The organism is Streptomyces sp. NPDC004658, assembly GCF_040609555.1.
Taxonomy (GTDB): Bacteria; Actinomycetota; Actinomycetes; order Streptomycetales; family Streptomycetaceae; genus Streptomyces.
This window is the reverse complement of sequence record NZ_JBEXKG010000085.1, coordinates 16,886-32,556: the sequence shown is the minus strand read 5'-3', so window position 1 is coordinate 32,556 and position 15,671 is coordinate 16,886. Positions and strand designations below refer to the sequence as shown.

15 protein-coding genes are annotated in these 15,671 nt (G+C 74.3%); 10 read left to right on the top strand and 5 right to left on the bottom strand.

Features of this window, described 5'->3' with window-relative positions:
* Positions 1–173 precede the first annotated feature (173 nt).
* The 3 genes from ABZV94_RS25700 to mug all read left to right on the top strand — a co-directional run bounded on the left by ABZV94_RS25700 (position 174) and on the right by mug (position 3,128).
* Positions 174–962 (top strand): SGNH/GDSL hydrolase family protein, encoded by a 789-nt coding sequence (locus ABZV94_RS25700; protein ID WP_356344136.1) that lies wholly within the window; start codon positions 174–176, stop codon positions 960–962.
* A 121-nt stretch (positions 963–1,083) separates the two neighbouring features.
* On the top strand, positions 1,084–2,526 hold the full coding sequence (gene purB, locus ABZV94_RS25695) for an adenylosuccinate lyase (RefSeq protein WP_356344134.1): 1,443 nt from the start codon (positions 1,084–1,086) through the stop codon (positions 2,524–2,526).
* A 71-nt stretch (positions 2,527–2,597) separates the two neighbouring features.
* A complete protein-coding gene (mug, locus tag ABZV94_RS25690; protein WP_356344132.1) occupies positions 2,598–3,128 on the top strand; it encodes a G/U mismatch-specific DNA glycosylase in 531 nt (176 codons plus the stop codon).
* Here the strand turns inward: mug and ABZV94_RS25685 are convergent.
* From ABZV94_RS25685 to ABZV94_RS25675, 3 genes are read right to left on the bottom strand one after another with little or no spacing between them, the layout of a single operon-like run.
* Entirely contained in the window at positions 3,089–3,532 is a 444-nt protein-coding gene (locus ABZV94_RS25685; RefSeq protein WP_356344130.1) for a hypothetical protein, read from the bottom strand. The genes mug and ABZV94_RS25685 overlap by 40 nt on opposite strands.
* A 45-nt stretch (positions 3,533–3,577) precedes the next feature.
* On the bottom strand, positions 3,578–4,288 hold the full coding sequence (locus ABZV94_RS25680; protein ID WP_356344128.1) for an ABC transporter permease: 711 nt from the start codon (positions 4,286–4,288) through the stop codon (positions 3,578–3,580).
* 2 nt (positions 4,289–4,290) lie between these two features.
* The gene (locus tag ABZV94_RS25675) at positions 4,291–5,211 is read right to left on the bottom strand and encodes an ATP-binding cassette domain-containing protein (RefSeq protein ID WP_356344126.1); all 921 of its coding nucleotides are present in this window, start codon (positions 5,209–5,211) and stop codon (positions 4,291–4,293) included.
* A gap of 108 nt (positions 5,212–5,319) precedes the next feature.
* Between ABZV94_RS25675 and ABZV94_RS25670 the strand changes: the two genes are divergently transcribed.
* The 3 genes from ABZV94_RS25670 to ABZV94_RS25660 all read left to right on the top strand — a co-directional run bounded on the left by ABZV94_RS25670 (position 5,320) and on the right by ABZV94_RS25660 (position 8,399).
* The gene (locus tag ABZV94_RS25670; RefSeq protein WP_356344125.1) at positions 5,320–6,474 is read left to right on the top strand and encodes a histidine kinase; all 1,155 of its coding nucleotides are present in this window, start codon (positions 5,320–5,322) and stop codon (positions 6,472–6,474) included.
* Between the two features lie 14 nt (positions 6,475–6,488).
* Entirely contained in the window at positions 6,489–7,145 is a 657-nt protein-coding gene (locus ABZV94_RS25665) for a response regulator transcription factor (RefSeq protein WP_356344124.1), read from the top strand.
* 96 nt (positions 7,146–7,241) lie between these two features.
* Complete coding sequence (locus ABZV94_RS25660) at positions 7,242–8,399, top strand: ROK family transcriptional regulator (protein ID WP_356344122.1); 1,158 nt, start codon at positions 7,242–7,244, stop codon at positions 8,397–8,399.
* 169 nt (positions 8,400–8,568) lie between these two features.
* Here ABZV94_RS25660 and ABZV94_RS25655 read toward each other — a convergent pair whose 3' ends face one another.
* Positions 8,569–9,330 (bottom strand): GntR family transcriptional regulator, encoded by a 762-nt coding sequence (locus tag ABZV94_RS25655; protein WP_356344120.1) that lies wholly within the window; start codon positions 9,328–9,330, stop codon positions 8,569–8,571.
* A 278-nt stretch (positions 9,331–9,608) separates the two neighbouring features.
* Positions 9,609–10,493 (bottom strand): RNA polymerase sigma-70 factor, encoded by an 885-nt coding sequence (locus tag ABZV94_RS25650; RefSeq protein WP_356344118.1) that lies wholly within the window; start codon positions 10,491–10,493, stop codon positions 9,609–9,611.
* Between the two features lie 121 nt (positions 10,494–10,614).
* Here ABZV94_RS25650 and ABZV94_RS25645 point away from each other — a divergent pair, with 121 nt between their 5' ends.
* The 4 genes from ABZV94_RS25645 (at position 10,615) to ABZV94_RS25630 (ending at position 15,609) form a co-directional block, all read left to right on the top strand.
* Positions 10,615–11,268, top strand: coding sequence for an NAD(P)-binding domain-containing protein (locus tag ABZV94_RS25645; protein WP_356344138.1), 654 nt, complete (start codon positions 10,615–10,617; stop codon positions 11,266–11,268).
* 149 nt (positions 11,269–11,417) lie between these two features.
* The gene (locus ABZV94_RS25640; protein ID WP_356344116.1) at positions 11,418–12,248 is read left to right on the top strand and encodes an alpha/beta fold hydrolase; all 831 of its coding nucleotides are present in this window, start codon (positions 11,418–11,420) and stop codon (positions 12,246–12,248) included.
* A 118-nt stretch (positions 12,249–12,366) separates the two neighbouring features.
* Positions 12,367–13,953, top strand: coding sequence for an alkaline phosphatase D family protein (locus ABZV94_RS25635; RefSeq protein WP_356344114.1), 1,587 nt, complete (start codon positions 12,367–12,369; stop codon positions 13,951–13,953).
* Between the two features lie 258 nt (positions 13,954–14,211).
* Positions 14,212–15,609, top strand: a complete 1,398-nt coding sequence (locus ABZV94_RS25630) for a GNAT family N-acetyltransferase (RefSeq protein ID WP_356344112.1) — start codon at positions 14,212–14,214, stop codon at positions 15,607–15,609.
* The last annotated feature ends 62 nt before the right edge of the window (positions 15,610–15,671 follow it).

Sequence of the window (15,671 nt, the reverse complement as noted above, 5' to 3'; positions counted from 1 at the left end):
TTGGGGTTGTGGCCCGGCGCCGGCCCGCCCCCCCCCAAATTCCTCTCGGGCGGGGCGGCCCCCCCCCCTGCGGGGGGGGCCCGCGCGAGGCGGCCGGGCTGCGCCCGGGCCGGCAGGTGAGGCCGGGCCGACCGACCGGCAGGTATTGGCCTCGGGATACCATCTCTGTCGCCATGCAGACGAACCCCACACCTCCCCCGTACACCAGCCTCGTCGCGGTCGGCGACTCCTTCACCGAGGGCATGTCGGATCTGCTGCCCGACGGCTCCTACCGCGGCTGGGCCGATGTGCTCGCCGCGCGGATGGCCGCCCGCACACCGGGGTTCCGGTACGCCAACCTGGCCGTGCGCGGCAAGCTGATCGGGCAGATCGTCGACGAGCAGGTGCCGGTGGCCGCCGCCATGAACGCCGACGTCGTCACACTGGTCGGCGGCCTGAACGACACCCTGCGCCCCAAGTGCGACATGGGCCGGGTCCGGGGCCTGCTCACCGAGGCCGTGGAACGGCTCGCACCGTCCTGCAAGCAGCTCGTGCTGATGCGCAGCCCCGGCCGCCAGGGCCCGGTGCTGGAGCGGTTCCGGCCGCGCATGGAGGAGCTGTTCGCCTGCGTGGACGAGCTGGCCGAGAAGCACGGCGCCCTGGTGGTCGACCTGTACGGGGCGCCCGCGCTGGCCGACCCGCGGCTGTGGGACGTGGACCGGCTGCACCTGACGGCGGAGGGACACCGCAGGGTCGCCGAGGCCGTGTGGCAGACACTCGGGCACGACGCCGAGGACACCGACTGGCACGTGCCGATGGCGGCGACGGCCCCGCCGGGCTGGGTGACGCGCCGGGTCGCGGACGTCCGGTTCGCCCGGCAGCACCTGCTGCCGTGGATAGGCCGCCGCCTGACCGGCCGCTCCTCGGGGGACGGCCGCCCGCCGAAGCGGCCGGAGCTGCTGCCGTACGAGGGCCAGGCGTAGCCGGCGCCGTGGTCATGGCCGGGAGCCGGGCCGACGCGGACGAGGTGACCGGGGTCTCGTAGGTTCCGCCGAACACACCCGTGGCGCTGGCCTGCACGAACCGCCAGTAGAATCTGGACACGTGACTTCTGCGCCCGCCAAGCCCCGCATCCCGAACGTCCTCGCCGGACGCTACGCCTCCGCCGAGCTCGCCACGCTCTGGTCCCCCGAGCAGAAGGTGAAGCTGGAGCGGCAGCTCTGGCTCGCCGTGCTGCGGGCCCAGAAGGACCTCGGCATCGAGGTGCCGGACGAGGCGATCGCCGACTACGAGCGTGTCCTCGACACCGTCGACCTGGCCTCCATCGCCGAGCGCGAGAAGGTCACCCGGCACGACGTGAAGGCGCGGATCGAGGAGTTCAACGACCTCGCCGGGCACGAGCACGTGCACAAGGGCATGACCTCCCGCGACCTCACGGAGAACGTCGAGCAGCTCCAGATCCGGCTCTCGCTGGAGCTGATGCGCGACCGCACGGTGGCCGTGCTGGCGCGCCTGGGCAAGCTCGCGGGCGAGTACGCCGAGCTGGTCATGGCCGGCCGCTCGCACAACGTGGCCGCGCAGGCCACCACCCTCGGCAAGCGGTTCGCGACCGCCGCCGACGAGCTGCTCGTCGCCCACGGCCGGGTGGAGGAACTGCTGGCCCGCTACCCGCTGCGCGGCATCAAGGGCCCGGTCGGCACCGCGCAGGACATGCTGGACCTGCTGGGCGGGGACGCGGCGAAGCTGGCCGATCTGGAGAACCGGATCGCGCGGCACCTGGGCTTCTCGCAGGCGTTCACCTCCGTCGGCCAGGTCTACCCGCGCTCGCTGGACTACGAGGTCGTCACCGCGCTGGTGCAGCTGGCGGCGGCGCCCTCCTCGCTGGCCAAGACGATCCGGCTGATGGCCGGGCACGAGCTGGTCACCGAGGGCTTCAAGCCGGGGCAGGTCGGCTCCTCGGCGATGCCGCACAAGATGAACACCCGCTCCTGCGAGCGCGTCAACGGCCTCATGGTCATCCTGCGCGGCTACGCCTCGATGACCGGCGAGCTGGCGGGCGACCAGTGGAACGAGGGCGACGTGTCCTGCTCGGTGGTCCGCCGCGTCGCGCTGCCGGACGCCTTCTTCGCCCTGGACGGCCTGCTGGAGACCTTCCTGACCGTCCTGGACGAGTTCGGTGCCTTCCCGGCCGTCATCGCCCGTGAACTGGACCGCTACCTGCCGTTCCTCGCCACCACCAAGGTGCTCATGGGCGCCGTGCGGGCCGGGGTCGGCCGCGAGGTCGCGCACGAGGCGATCAAGGAGAACGCCGTGGCCACCGCCCTCGCGATGCGTGAGCAGGGCGCCGAGCGCAACGACCTGCTCGACAAGCTCGCCGCCGACGAGCGGCTGCCGCTCGACCGCGAGCAGCTGGCCGCGCTGATGGCCGACAAGCTCTCCTTCACCGGCGCCGCCGCCGACCAGGTCGGTGTGGTCGTCGGCCGGATCGAGGAGATCGTCAAGCAGCACCCCGAGGCCGCCGGCTACACCCCGGGGGCGATCCTCTGACCGGCGCACCCCGCGCACCGCGCTTCACCAAGGCGGAACTGGAGGCCGCCCGCGACCGGCTCGTCCCGGACGTGGTCGCGGACGGCCTCCGGGTGCTGTTCTGCGGCATCAACCCGGGGCTGATGACGGCCGCGACCGGCCACCACTTCGCCCGCCCCGGCAACCGGTTCTGGCCGGTGCTGCACCTGTCCGGCTTCACGCCCCGGCTGCTGAAACCGGCCGAGCAGCGGGAGTTGCTGTCGTACGGCCTCGGCATCACGAACGTGGTGGCGCGGGCGACCGCGCGGGCCGACGAGCTGAGCGCCGAGGAGTACGCCGAGGGCGGACGGCTGCTCACCGAGAAGGTGCGGCGGCTGCGGCCGGGGTGGCTCGCCGTGGTCGGCGTGACCGCGTACCGGGCCGCCTTCGGCGACCGCACGGCCCGGGTCGGTCCGCAGGAACGGGCCATCGGGGGCACCCGGGTGTGGGTGCTGCCCAACCCCAGTGGGCTGAACGCGCACTGGACGGCGGCGACGATGGCGCAGGAGTTCGCCCGGCTGCGGGAGGCGGCCGGCCTGCCCGGTCACGGCGGATCGGTCTCCGTCACTATCCCGAGCAGCTGAAACGGCAGTTCCTTGTCCCACTGGGACACACCGAGGGCGACCCAGCGGCCCGCCTCCGGCACGCGCCACAGGTGGACGTCGGGTACGTGACCGCTGAGCCCCGCCCACGGCTCCGCGATGTCCTCGCCCGCCAGGGTCCGGTCGAGCACGCTGTACAGGCTGAACCGCTGCGGCAGGCCCCACCGCTCCCCGAGCCGCTCCGCGAGGCCGTCCCGGTCGGCCTCGTACTGCGCCTCCGTCTCCTCCCGTTCGCTGCCGTCGCCCTCCCAGAACTCCTCGCTGGTCCCTAAAGCGGCTATGTGATAGCCGGGCCCGCTCTCGCCGTGCTCCGTCCTGCCGTGCGCCGACGGGAACTCCCGGGCGCACAGCAGGTCGATGACGGTCAGGCACTTCGCGATGTCCATGGGATCCAGTAAAGCGGGGGCCACTGACAATTGGCGGTCCGTCAGTCAGGCGTCCCTGCGCCGCACACTCCACCCGCCCGCCACCAGGGCCGCCGCCGTCCACAGCGCGGTCACCGCGAGCCCGCTCCACGGGCCGAGGGCACCGTCCCAGGTGTTGTGCAGGGCGACCTGGCCGGCCCGGTCGGGGAGGAAGTCGGCGGCGCCGCCCGAGAGATCACCGACGACGAAGGAGACGATCAGCAGGAACGGGATCAGCACGGCGAGGGTCGCGACGGCACTGCGCAGCACGGCCGCGAGTCCGGCGGCGAACAGGGTCATCAGCGCCAGGTGCAGGCCGCAGCCGACGGCGCCGCGCAGGCCCTCGGCCCAGCCGGGAGCGGAGGCCCCGAGTGCCGCACGGCCCGTCAGGAGGGTGACGAAGCCGGTGAGCAGCCCCACGGCCAGCGCCGGCAGCGCGATCGCCGTCGTCTTCGCGGCGAACCAGCGCCCCCGGTCGGGCACCGCCGACAGGGTCAGCCGCAGCGCGCCGCCCCGGAACTCCGACGCGACGGCCGTCGTACCGAAGGCGATGGCGGCGACCTGCCCGACGTTGACGCCGAAGAACACGGAGTACAGCGGGTCGGCGTCGTCCCCGTCGGCCGCAGCGAGCACCGAGAACGCGGCGGTGGCGAGGAGGACCGCGGCGAGGGCGCCCAGCAGCGGGCGCAGGGTACGGATCTTGATCCACTCGGCGTGGAGCGCGGGTACGAAGGACACGGTCAGACCTCCTGGGGCTGTGCGGTGAACTCGGCCTCGGCCGCCGTCAGATCGAGGTACGCCTCCTCCAAGGTGGCCTCGTGGGCGGCGAGTTCCAGGACGGGAAGGCCCGCCTCGGACATCAGCCGGCCCAGGTCGTCCACGCGCGCGTGCCGTACCGTCCACGTCCCGTCCGCTTCCCTGGAGGCGTCGTGACCGTGTCGGGCGAGCAGGTCGCCCAGGGCGGCCGGATCGGTGGTGCGGACGCGGACGCGGGGCCGTACGCGCGCGTGGATGAACTCCCGCACCGGTGTGTCCGCGAGCAGACGGCCCCGGCCGAGAATCAGCAGGTGGTCGGCGAACGCGGCGGTCTCCCCCATGAGGTGGCTGGAGACCAGGACCGTACGGCCCTCGGCGGCGAGCCGGCGCAGCAGCGTGCGGATCCAGACGATGCCCTCGGGGTCGAGTCCGTTGGCGGGCTCGTCCAGCAGGACGACCTCGGGGTCGCCGAGCAGGGCGGCGGCGATGCCGAGCCGCTGGCGCATGCCGAGGGAGTACGTCCGTACCCTGCGCCGCGCGACCGGCGCGAGACCGGTCTCCTCCAGGACCGCGTCGACGCGGCGGGCCGGGATGCGGTTGCTCGCGGCGAGGGCCAGCAGATGGTCGCGGGCGGTGCGGGAGCCGTGCGCGGCGCCCGCGTCGAGCAGGGCGCCCACCCTGCGCAGGGGTTCGCGGAGCCGCGGGTAGGGCCGGCCACCGATGGTGGCGGTGCCGGCGGTGGGCCGGTCGAGGCCGAGGAGGAGGCGCAAGGTGGTGGACTTGCCGGCGCCGTTGGGGCCGAGGAACCCGGTGACCCTGCCGGGACCCACCCGGAAGGTGAGGTGGTCCACGGCCCGCCGTCCGCCGTGGTCCTTGGTGAGGTCTCGTACGTCGATGCTGGTCATGCCCGACAGCCTGGCCGGGCGCGGCGATCGGCTCCTCCCCCGCCGGCGGGGACCGTCTCCCCCGTGCGGGGGAGGCCCGTTGTCGGTGCCGGCTGCCACGATGGGGCCATGGCTCGCCTTCTGCGCCCGCTGCTGCGCGGGACGACGTACACGCGCCTGCTGCATCTGTGGGTGCCGATGCTGGTGGTCAGCGTCTGGCTCTTCGTCTTCCCGTCGGTCCCCTGGGTGCCCGCGCTGCTGCTCGTCCCGCTCGGTCTCGTGCCCGCGGTGCGCAAGGGCGAGGGTGTGCAGGCGCGGCTGCTGCTCACGCCCGGCGAGCGGGAGCCGGGCATCTCCGAGGCACCGGCGGCGACCTGGCGGGACCGGCTGCGTACGGTCCTGTGGCTGGAGCTGCGGATGCTGCTCGGTGCCGTGGCCGTGTTCGCGTCGGTGTGGCTGCCCGTCCTCTGCTTCGAACTGGCGCGGTGCGCCGGGGGCGTGGCGCCGTCCGGCGTCCCGCTGCTGGACCGGCTGCCGCCGCACCGTGCCTGGGCGCTGCTGGCGCCGCTGCCGCTGCTCGCCCTGTACGGGGTCGTCGTCGGGCTCGGCGCGCTGGTCACGGCCGGTGCGCGCCGGCTGCTCGGGCCGTCGGCGGCCGAGCGGCTGGCCGCGCTGGAGGAGCGCACCGAGCAGCTGCTGGAACGGGCGCGGATCGCGCGGGAGTTGCACGACTCGATCGGGCACGCCCTGACGGTGGCCGTGGTGCAGGCGGGCGCCGCGCGGGCGGCGGGCGATCCGGAGTTCACCGACCGGGCGCTGGGCGCCATCGAGGAGACCGGCCGGGCGGCACTGGAGGATCTGGAGCGGGTGCTGGGAGTACTGCGGGAGGCCGAGCCGCCGGTGAGCGCGCGGCCCACGCTGGCCGACGCCGGGCGGCTGCTGGAGTCGGCGCGGGCCTCGGGGGCGAAGGTCGACGCGGAGGTCACGGGGCCGGTGGAGGCCGTGCCGGGCCCGGTGTCCCGCGAGGGCTACCGCATCCTCCAGGAGGCGCTCACCAACGTGCTGCGGCACGCGGGGGCCGTGCCCGTGCGGGTCCGGGTCGCGGTCGGCGACGGGACGCTCGCCCTGGAGGTCCGCAACCCGCTGCCGGGAGCGGTACCGGGCCCCGGGCGGGGCAGCGGTCTGCGGGGCATACGGGAGCGGGCCGCGCTGCTCGGCGGCGCCGCCCGGACCGGCCCGGACGAGGGCGACTGGCAGGTCCGCGCGGAGCTGCCGGTCGGCTGATCTACGCTGGCCGGATGCCGGTCACCGTACTCCTCGTCGACGACGAACCCCTGGTCCGCGTGGGTCTGCGGGCCGTGCTGGGGGCCCAGCCCGACATCGAGGTGGTGGGCGAGGCGGCCGACGGCGCGGCGGTCATCCCGCTGGTGCGGCAACTGCGGCCGGACGTGGTCGCCATGGACGTGCGCATGCCCCTCATGGACGGCATCGAGGCCACGCGCGCGGTGCTGCGCACCGTGGCGGAGCCGCCGAAGATCCTCGTGGTGACCACCTTCGAGGACGACGCGTACGTGTACGAGGCGCTGCGCGCGGGCGCCGACGGGTTCCTGCTGAAGCGGGCCCGCCCGGCCGAGATCGTGCACGCGGTACGGCTGGTCGCGGAGGGCGAGTCGCTGCTGTTCCCGGCGTCCGTGCGGCGCCTCGCCGCCCGGTACGGCGACGGCGCCCGGCCGGCGCGGACCGCGCTGGAACAGGCCCGGCTCACGGAGCGCGAGGCGGAGGTGCTGCGGCTGATGGCGCGGGGGCTGTCGAACGCGGAGATCGCCTCCCGGCTCGTGGTGGGTGCCGAGACGGTGAAGTCGCATGTGAGCGCCGTCCTGGCCAAGCTGGGCGCGCGCGACCGTACGCAGGCGGTGATCGCGGCGTACGAGTCCGGGTTCGTGGAACCAGGGTGATCGCAGGCCCGGCGGTGTGCGGGACCCGGTACTCGCCGGGGGCGGACCGCGCCGAGTACGATCCGGCCAACACGCCGCGAGCTGGGAGGACGGACGGTGGGGCAGCTGACCGGTGGCGATCCCTCGCTGCTGCGAAGGATCAATTCCGCTGTGGTGCTGCACGCGCTGCGCGCCACGGACTGCGCGACGTTCACCGAGATCACCCGCGTCACCGGACTGTCCCGGCCGACCGTCGAGGGCGTCGTGGAGGGCCTCATCGAGGGCGGCCTCGTCGTGGAGGCGGCGGCCGAGGACGGCGGCGCGCGGCGGCAGGGGCGGCCCGCCCGCAGGTTCCGGTTCCGGGCCGAGGCGGGTCATCTGCTGGGTCTGGAGATCGGCCCGCACCGGGTCGCCGCGCTCCTGTCCGACCTGGACGGGCGGGTGCTGGGCGCACAGGCCAAGGAGGTCGGCGAGACGGCCCCGGCGGACGAGCGGCTGGACCGGCTGCGCGGCGCGGTCGCGGAGCTGCTGCGCCGGGCCGGGGTCGCGCGCAGCTCGCTGCGGGCGGTGGGGGTGGGCACGCCGGGCATCGTGGAGGCGGACGGCACGGTGCGCTTGAGCACGGCCCTGCCGCAGTGGACGGGCCTGAAGCTCGGCGAGCGGCTGAGTCGTTCCTTCCGGTGTCCGGTGCTGGTGGAGAACGACGCCAACGCGGCGGCGGTCGCGGAGCACTGGAAGGGTGCGGCGACCGAGACGGACGACGTGGTGTTCGTGCTGGCGGGGCTGAGCCCGGGGGCCGGTTCGCTGATCGGCGGGCGGCTGCACCGGGGCTACGGCGGGGCGGCCGGGGAGATCGGCGCGCTGCACCTGCTGGGCCGGGAGGCGAAGCCGGAGGCGTTGCTGTCCACCACCGACGAGCCGCTGCACCCGCTGGACGAGCAGGCGGTCGCCGAGGTGTTCGCGCTGGCGCGCAAGGGTGACCAGCGGGCCCGGGCGGCCGTGGAGCGTTTCATCCAGCGGCTGGTGCACGACGTGGCCGCGCTGGTGCTGGCGCTCGACCCGGAGCTGGTCGTGATCGGGGGCTGGGCGGCCGGTCTGGACGGGGTCCTGGAGCCGCTGCGGTGCGAACTGGCCCGCTATTGCCTGCGGCCGCCCCGGGTGGCGCTGTCCGTGCTGGGGGAGGCGGCCGTGGCCACGGGGGCGCTGCGGTTGGCTCTGGACCATGTGGAGGAGCAGCTGTTCGCGGTCGACGGCACGGTGACCGCCCGCCGGTGACCCGGGTGCCCGGCACGGTGACCGCCCGCCGGTGACCATGGCACCCCGGGGTACAGCGGTACCGCCGCCACAACGGTCGCGTCAGGCGCAGCGTCGTCGGCGCCGACGCGCCCGGCCGCGGGGGCCACACCTCGGCCCCCGCGCCTCCGGGTCGGACCTCCGCCGTGCGTCAGGAGGCTCGCTTCTCCGGGTCGTGGTGTATTTCCACCCCGGCCGATTCGCCGAAGGTGAGCCGGCAGGTGTCGGCGCGGTAGGTCGCGACCGAGATCGCCGCGGTACGGCCCTGGACGAAGAAGCGGGTGGTGACGACGAGGACGGGGGAGCCGGGGAGCCGGTCGAGTTCCTTGGCGTCCTCCGCGCGCGCGGAGCCCAGCTCGACGGCGCGGTCCTCCCCTTCCAGCGGCAGGTGCTGCAACTCGCGCAGCACCGCACGCGCGCGTGCCGCGCCGGACGGGGCGTCGATCGCGGTCAGGCCGGGCACGGAGGCCGCCGGGATGTAGAGCAGTTCGGTGGCGACCTGCTGGCCGTGGGACATGCGGGAGCGGCGGACGGTGTGGACGGGCTCGTCCGCGCCGGTCTCCAGGGCCGCGGCGACGGCGGCGGGCGGTGCCGCCTGGACGCTGTCGACGGGCTGCCAGGCGTCTCCGGCGGCGCCGGGCCAGGTGTGCTGTTCGGTGCCGACGGCCACGCCCACGCGCGGGGGCGCGACGGTCGTACCGACCCCGCGTCGGCGCTGGAGCCGGCCCTCCAGCTCCAGCTGTTCGAGCGCCTGCCGGAGCGTGGCGCGGGCCACGCCGAAGCGGGCCGCGAGATCGCGCTCGTTGGGCAGGATCTCGCCGACCGAGAACTCGGAGTCCAGTGCCTCGGTGAGCACGGTCTTCAGATGCCAGTACTTCGGTTCCGGTACCGATTCCAGCTGCGTGGTCCCCACCCTGTCCTCCGCAAGAGCCGTGGTCCGGCGGTTTTTAGCGCCCTTGTTTATTAAAGGTTGTTGCACTTCTCTGCGACGATAGGGCGGCCGTCACCCTTGGTCAAGACCAATCCTCGGTCCCTGCACGAACGGGCAGGCGACCCGCGCGCAAGCGTTCACGCGGCGTTCGTGTGCGGCGGTGCGTGTGACATCGCGGCAAAGCGCCCGACGCACGGCACGCACGGCGGAGCCCCCGCCGGACGACGGGGGCTCGGGCGCGCGCGGGGGCGACGGGCGGCTCAGTCGCCCGTGAGGTGCCGCAGCTTGTCGGGGTTGCGGACGATGTAGACGGCGGTGACCCGCCCGTCGGCGATGTCCACCTGGAAGAGGCTGTCGGGCTTGTCGCCGGACAGGATGAGGACGGCCGGGCCGCCGTTGACCTCCAGGGGCCGGTAGGACATGTCCGCGGGGCCCGAGCGCGCGACGCCGACGAGGAAGCGGCCGACCTTGTCGGCGGTGTGCAGGACGCGCACCGGCGCCTTGGCCTTGCCGCCGCTGTCGCCGACCAGGCGGACGTCCGGGGCGAGCAGGGACATCAGCCCCTCCAGGTCGCCCTCGGCGGCGGCGGCGAGGAAACGTTCGGTCAGGTCCCGGCGGCGCACGGGGTCGACCTCGTACCGGGGACGCCGCTCCGCCACGTGCCGGCGGGCCCGCCCGGCGAGCTGCCGTACCGCCGGTTCGGCGCGGTCGAGCAGCGCGGCGATCTCGGCGTACGGGTAGCCGAACGCCTCCCGCAGCACGAACACCGCCCGCTCCAGCGGGGACAGGGACTCCAGGACCACCAGGACGGCCAGGGAGACCGTGTCGGCGAGGACCGCGCGGTCCGCCGTGTCCGGCGCGGTGTCGGCGAACTCGGTGAGGTACGGCTCCGGCAGCCACGGCCCGACGTACGCCTCGCCGCGCGACTGGACCTGGCGCAGCCGGTCGATGGCCAGCCGGGTGGTGACGCGCACCAGGTAGGCGCGCGGTTCGCGGACCGCCGCGCGGTCGGCCTGGTACCAGCGCAGCCACGCCTCCTGGACCACGTCCTCCGCGTCGGCGACCCGGCCGAGCATGCGGTACGCGACTCCCATGAGCAGGGGCCGGTGGTCTTCGAAGACGTCCGTGGCGAGGTCGGCGGTCACGGGTCCATCCCAGCCGACACACCTTGCGCTGTCCACCCGGAATGCCCGGCTCCAGGAGCGGTCCGGATCACAATGACCGCGGGCCGCCGGCGGTCGGCGGCCGGTGACCGTGAGGTGGGCGATGCGGTACGCGGTGCTGGGCACGGGCGAGGTGGGCCGCACGCTGGCCGGCCGGCTGCTGGAACTGGGGCACGAGGTGACCCTGGGGTCCCGCTCCCGGGACAACCCGGTGGCGGTCGAGTGGGCGACGGCCGACGCCGGCCGGGCGCACGCGGGGACGTTCGCGGACGCCGCCGCGGCGGGCGAGGTGGTCGTCAACGCGGTGGGCGGCCGGGTGGCGCTGGACGCGCTGCGGGCGGCCGGTGCGGAGCATCTGCACGGCAAGGTGCTGGTGGACGTCTCCAATCCGCTGGCGTTCGAGGACGGGCAGCCGCGGCTGGACCCGGTGGAGTCGGACAGCGTGGCCGAGCGGATCCAGCGGGCGTTCCCGCACGCGCGCGTGGTCAAGACGCTGAACACGGTCAACTGCCAGGTGATGGTGGATCCGCGGCGGGTGCCGGGCGACCACCACGTGTTCGTGTGCGGGGCGGATCCCGGCGCCAAGCAGCAGGTGACGGCGCTGCTCGGGGAGTTCGGCTGGCCGGCCGACCGGGTGCTGGACCTGGGCGGCATCCGGTCGGCGCGCGCGGTCGAGATGTATCTGCCGCTGTGGCTCGCGCTGTTCGGGCGCTTCGGGCACGCCGACTTCAACGTCGAGGTGCGCCGGACGCGTTGAGGGCCGTAGGCGGGGATCGTACGCGGGGACGGTACGAGGGGACTGCAGGGGAGGCCGTACGACGGGCACGAGCCCGGGGGCTACCGACCGGTAGTAATTGCTGACAAGCTGTCTACGGCGTCCGTCAGCAGCCCAGACGAGGAGCACCCATGTCCGCCACCGTCTCCTTCAAGGTCCCCGCCCCGCACGGCCCGCGCGATGTCAGCGTGTCCTACGCACGCGTGGGCCGAGGCGAACCCCTGGTCCTGCTGCACGGCATCGGCCATCACCGGCAGGCCTGGGACCCGGTCGTGGACATCCTGGCCACCGAGCGGGAGGTGGTCGCCGTCGACCTGCCCGGCTTCGGCGCGTCCCCCGGGCTCCCGGACGGCCTGGCCTACGACCTGCCCACCACCAACGCCGTGCTCGGCGCCCTGTTCGAGGCGCTGGAACTGGAGCGTCCGCACGTCGCCGGCAACTCCCTGGGCGGCCTGCTCGCCCTGGAGCTGGGCCGGGAGAGGCTCGTACGGTCCGTCACCGCCCTGTCCCCCGCCGGTTTCTGGTCGGAGGCGGAGCGGCGGTACGCCTTCACGGTGCTGCTCGCGATGCGGGGCATCGCCCAGCGGCTTCCGCTTCCGCTGGTGGAGGGGCTGTCCCGCTCGGCGGCCGGCCGTACCGCGCTGACCAGCACCATCTACGCCCGCCCCGCGCGCCGTTCACCGGAGGCGGTGGTCGCCGAGACGCTCGCGCTCGTCGGTGCCACCGGCTTCGAGGCGACCCTGCGGGCGGGCACCACCGTCCGCTTCACCGACGACCTGTCGGGCCTGCCGGTCACGGTGGCCTGGGGCACCCGCGACCGGATCCTCGTGCGCCGCCAGGGCATCCGGGCCAAGCAGCTCATCCCGCACGCCCGGCTGGTGCGGCTGCCCGGCTGCGGCCACTGCCCGATGAACGACGACCCGGCGCTGGTCGCGCGGGTCATCCTGGACGGCAGCCGCTGAGGACCGCTGACCGCCCTGCCGCCGACTGGAGTTCACTTCCGGTTCGTGTGCGCGCCGCGGCGCCCCAGTTAGGTGTGGCTCTGCACACTGGCCGGATCCCGTCCCTGGAGGCGCAGCCATGTCCCACCGTCCGCTCCCCGGTCGCCGCAGCGTTCTGCGCGGCTCCCTCGCCGCGTCGGCGGCCCTGACCCTCCCCGTGGGCCTCGGCGCGGCCCCGGCGTTCGCCCGTTCCGGACGGCCCACGGCGGGCTGGGGCGTGCAGACCGGTGACGTGACCGCCGACTCCGGTCTGGTCTGGGTGCGTTCGGACCGGCCGGCCCGGATGATCGTGGAGACCTCGGCCACCGAGTCGTTCCGCGACGCGCGCCGGTGGCACGGCCCGCTGCTGGGCGCCGGCACGAACTTCACCGGCACCACCCGGCTGCACGGCCTGCCCTCCGGCGAGCAGATCCACTACCGGGTGCTGCTCGCCGACCCGGACGACCCGCGCCGCACCGGCGAGCCCGTGACCGGCACCTTCCGCACGGTCTCCCGGCACCGCCGGGACGGCGTGCGCTTCCTGTGGTCGGGCGACCTGGCGGGCCAGGGCTGGGGCATCAACCCCGACCTCGGCGGCTACCGCATCTACGACGCGATGGCGAAGCTGGACCCCGACTTCTTCCTGTGCAGCGGCGACAACATCTACGCCGACGGCCCCATCACCGCCACCCAGGCGCTGCCCGACGGCGGCACCTGGCGGAACATCACCACGGAGGAGAAGTCCAAGGTCGCCGAGACCCTCGCCGAGTACCGGGGCAACTTCCGCTACAACCTGCTCGACGCCCACCTGCGCCGGTTCAACGCCCAGGTGCCGTCGGTCATCCAGTGGGACGACCACGAGGTGCGCAACAACTGGTACCCGGGCGAGGTGATCGCCTCCTCCGACACCCGCTACACCGAGAAGAGCATCGACGTCCTCGCCGCGCGCGCCCGGCGGGCGTTCAGCGAGTACTTCCCCCTGTCCACGCTGCGACCGGGCGCGCAGGAGGGCCGGGTCTACCGGGTGCTCCACCAGGGCCCGCTGCTGGACGTGTTCGTGCTCGACATGCGGACCTACCGCAACGCCAACTCCGCCGACGACCAGACCGTGGACCCGCAGGGCATCCTCGGCCGGGAGCAGCTGGAGTGGCTCAAGCGGGAGCTGGCCCGGTCGCGCGCGGTGTGGAAGGTGATCGCCGCCGACATGCCGCTCGGCCTGGTCGTACCGGACCCGATGGAGAACAAGCCGAACTTCGAGGCGGTCGCCCAGGGCGACCCCGGCGCCCCGCTCGGCCGTGAGCTGCAGATCGCCGAACTGCTGCGGTTCATCAAGCACCGGCGGATCACCGGCACGCTGTGGCTGACGGCGGACGTGCACCACACCTCCGCCCAGCACTACCAGCCGTCCCGGGCCGCGTTCACCGACTTCGAGCCGTTCTGGGAGTTCGTCTCCGGACCGCTGAACGCCGGCGCGTTCCCGGCCAGCGCGCTGGACGCCACGTTCGGTCCGGAGCGGGTGTTCGTGAAGGCGCCGACCGCGTCGAACGTCTCGCCCGCGGGCGGGTACCAGTTCTTCGGCGAGGTCGACATCGACGGGGACAGCGGCGAGCTGACGGTACGGCTGCGGGAGCAGGACGGCACGGTGCTGTTCACGCAGACCCTTCAGCCGGGCCGGGTCGGCCAGTAGGCGGTCCCGGCGGGCGCATGCGACGGTGTGCGAGGTGCTCCGGCACGCCCGCGGCGTCGAGGTGGCCGCCCGCCCCGGACCGCCGCGCCCGCGCCCCCCCCCCCGGCCGCATCCGCTTCCGCCCCCCGTCCCCCGTCCCCCGTCCCCCCGACAATAGAAAATGCAACAAAAAGGACGGAAGCATGCTTTACCCATCGGTCACAATCAGTTCGTGATCACGCAACACCGTTCCTTCACAGTGGCTGCATGACTCCAGAGATGCCTGATGTGACTCGGGCCAAGCACGGCCGGCCCGTGCACCACTGGCGGCGCGACGTCGTCGAACTCGCCGCGCTGTTCACCGCCGTGGCCGTGGCCGACGCGGTCGCCAACCTGATCGGCCACGGGCCCGACGGCCCGGCCCTGCTGATGATCTCGGCCATCGTGCTGGCCGCGACGGCAGGCTTCCACGTGTGGTGGTCACGCCGCCACGGACACGCGCCCCCGGTGAGCGATACCGGTGCCCGGCGTGCCGCCGCGACGCGGCAGGCCGGGCCCTCCGAGGAGCCCGCCGCCGAGGCCGCGGGCGCGCTGTGGCGGATGCGGACGACGGTGAAGGACGAGCCGGGGTCCCTGGCCGCCCTGTGCACGGCGCTCGCCGAGCGGCGGGTGGACATCCTGAGCCTGCAGACGCATCCGCTGGCCGACGGCGCCGTGGACGAGTTCCTGCTGCGGGCGCCGGGCGCGCTCGCGGCGGCCGAGATCACCCGGGCGGTCGCGCTGGCCGGGGGCGCGGACACGTGGATCGAGCGGGCCGACGCCCATGACCTGGTCGACGCGCCCACCCGGGTGCTCGGACTGGCCGCCCGCACCGCCCTGGACACCGCGGAACTGCCGCTCGCGCTGCGCCAGTTGCTGGGCCGCTGCACGATCCGGACGCTGCCCGGCACGCCGGCCGGGGGCGGCCGGGGTCCGGAGCCGGTGCCGATCGAGGGAACCCTGGAGGACACCGTGATGCGGCTGCCCTCGCCCGAGGGCGGTGTGCTCACCGTGGAGCGGCCGTATCTGCCGTTCACCCCGACCGAGTTCGCGCGGGCCCGGGCGCTCGTCGAACTGGACACCCGGCTCGGCCCCCGGATCCCCCGCGGTCACGATGTGCTGACCCTGCCCGAGGGCAACCACATCACCGTGCGCCGGGTCGACACCAAGGACCTGGCGGCGGCCCGGGCGATGCACGACCGGTGCTCGCCGCACACCCTCGCCCTGCGCTACCACGGCCCGGTCGGCGACGCGGACCGCTACCTGAACCACCTGCTCAGTCCCCGCTTCGGCCGGACGCTGGCCGCGCAGACCGCCTCCGGCCGGATCGTCGGCCTCGGGCATCTGCTGTGGGACGGCGACGAGACCGAGGTCGCGCTGCTGGTCGAGGACGACTGGCAGCAGCGGGGCGTCGGCGGCGAGCTGCTCGGCCGGCTGGTGGCGATGGCGGCGGAGGCCGGCTGCGACAGCGTGTACGCCGTGACGAAGGCGTCCAACACCGGCATGGTCGCCGCGATGCGGGGCCTCGGTCTGCCGCTGGACTACCAGGTGGAGGAGGGCACCCTGGTCATCACGGCCCGGCTGGACGCCACACCCGCCGTCACCTCACCTGGCGCCCAGCCGCCCCGCCTCGGCTGACGGTCCTCGCCGCCCCCTCGTTCCGCCGCTGTGGCCGCGTGCCGTCGCGGCGGAACGAGGGG

What these genes read in the sequence shown, in the direction of transcription:
- ABZV94_RS25665 (WP_356344124.1), top strand. Translation starts at nt 6,489, where the DNA reads ATGCCGGTCACCGTACTCCTCGTCGACGACGAACCCCTGGTCCGCGTG.
- ABZV94_RS25700 (WP_356344136.1), top strand. Translation starts at nt 174, where the DNA reads ATGCAGACGAACCCCACACCTCCCCCGTACACCAGCCTCGTCGCGGTC.
- ABZV94_RS25630 (WP_356344112.1), top strand. Translation starts at nt 14,212, where the DNA reads ATGCCTGATGTGACTCGGGCCAAGCACGGCCGGCCCGTGCACCACTGG.
- ABZV94_RS25640 (WP_356344116.1), top strand. Translation starts at nt 11,418, where the DNA reads ATGTCCGCCACCGTCTCCTTCAAGGTCCCCGCCCCGCACGGCCCGCGC.
- ABZV94_RS25670 (WP_356344125.1), top strand. Translation starts at nt 5,320, where the DNA reads ATGGCTCGCCTTCTGCGCCCGCTGCTGCGCGGGACGACGTACACGCGC.
- ABZV94_RS25675 (WP_356344126.1), bottom strand. Translation starts at nt 5,211, where the DNA reads ATGACCAGCATCGACGTACGAGACCTCACCAAGGACCACGGCGGACGG.
- ABZV94_RS25645 (WP_356344138.1), top strand. Translation starts at nt 10,615, where the DNA reads ATGCGGTACGCGGTGCTGGGCACGGGCGAGGTGGGCCGCACGCTGGCC.
- ABZV94_RS25635 (WP_356344114.1), top strand. Translation starts at nt 12,367, where the DNA reads ATGTCCCACCGTCCGCTCCCCGGTCGCCGCAGCGTTCTGCGCGGCTCC.
- ABZV94_RS25685 (WP_356344130.1), bottom strand. Translation starts at nt 3,532, where the DNA reads ATGGACATCGCGAAGTGCCTGACCGTCATCGACCTGCTGTGCGCCCGG.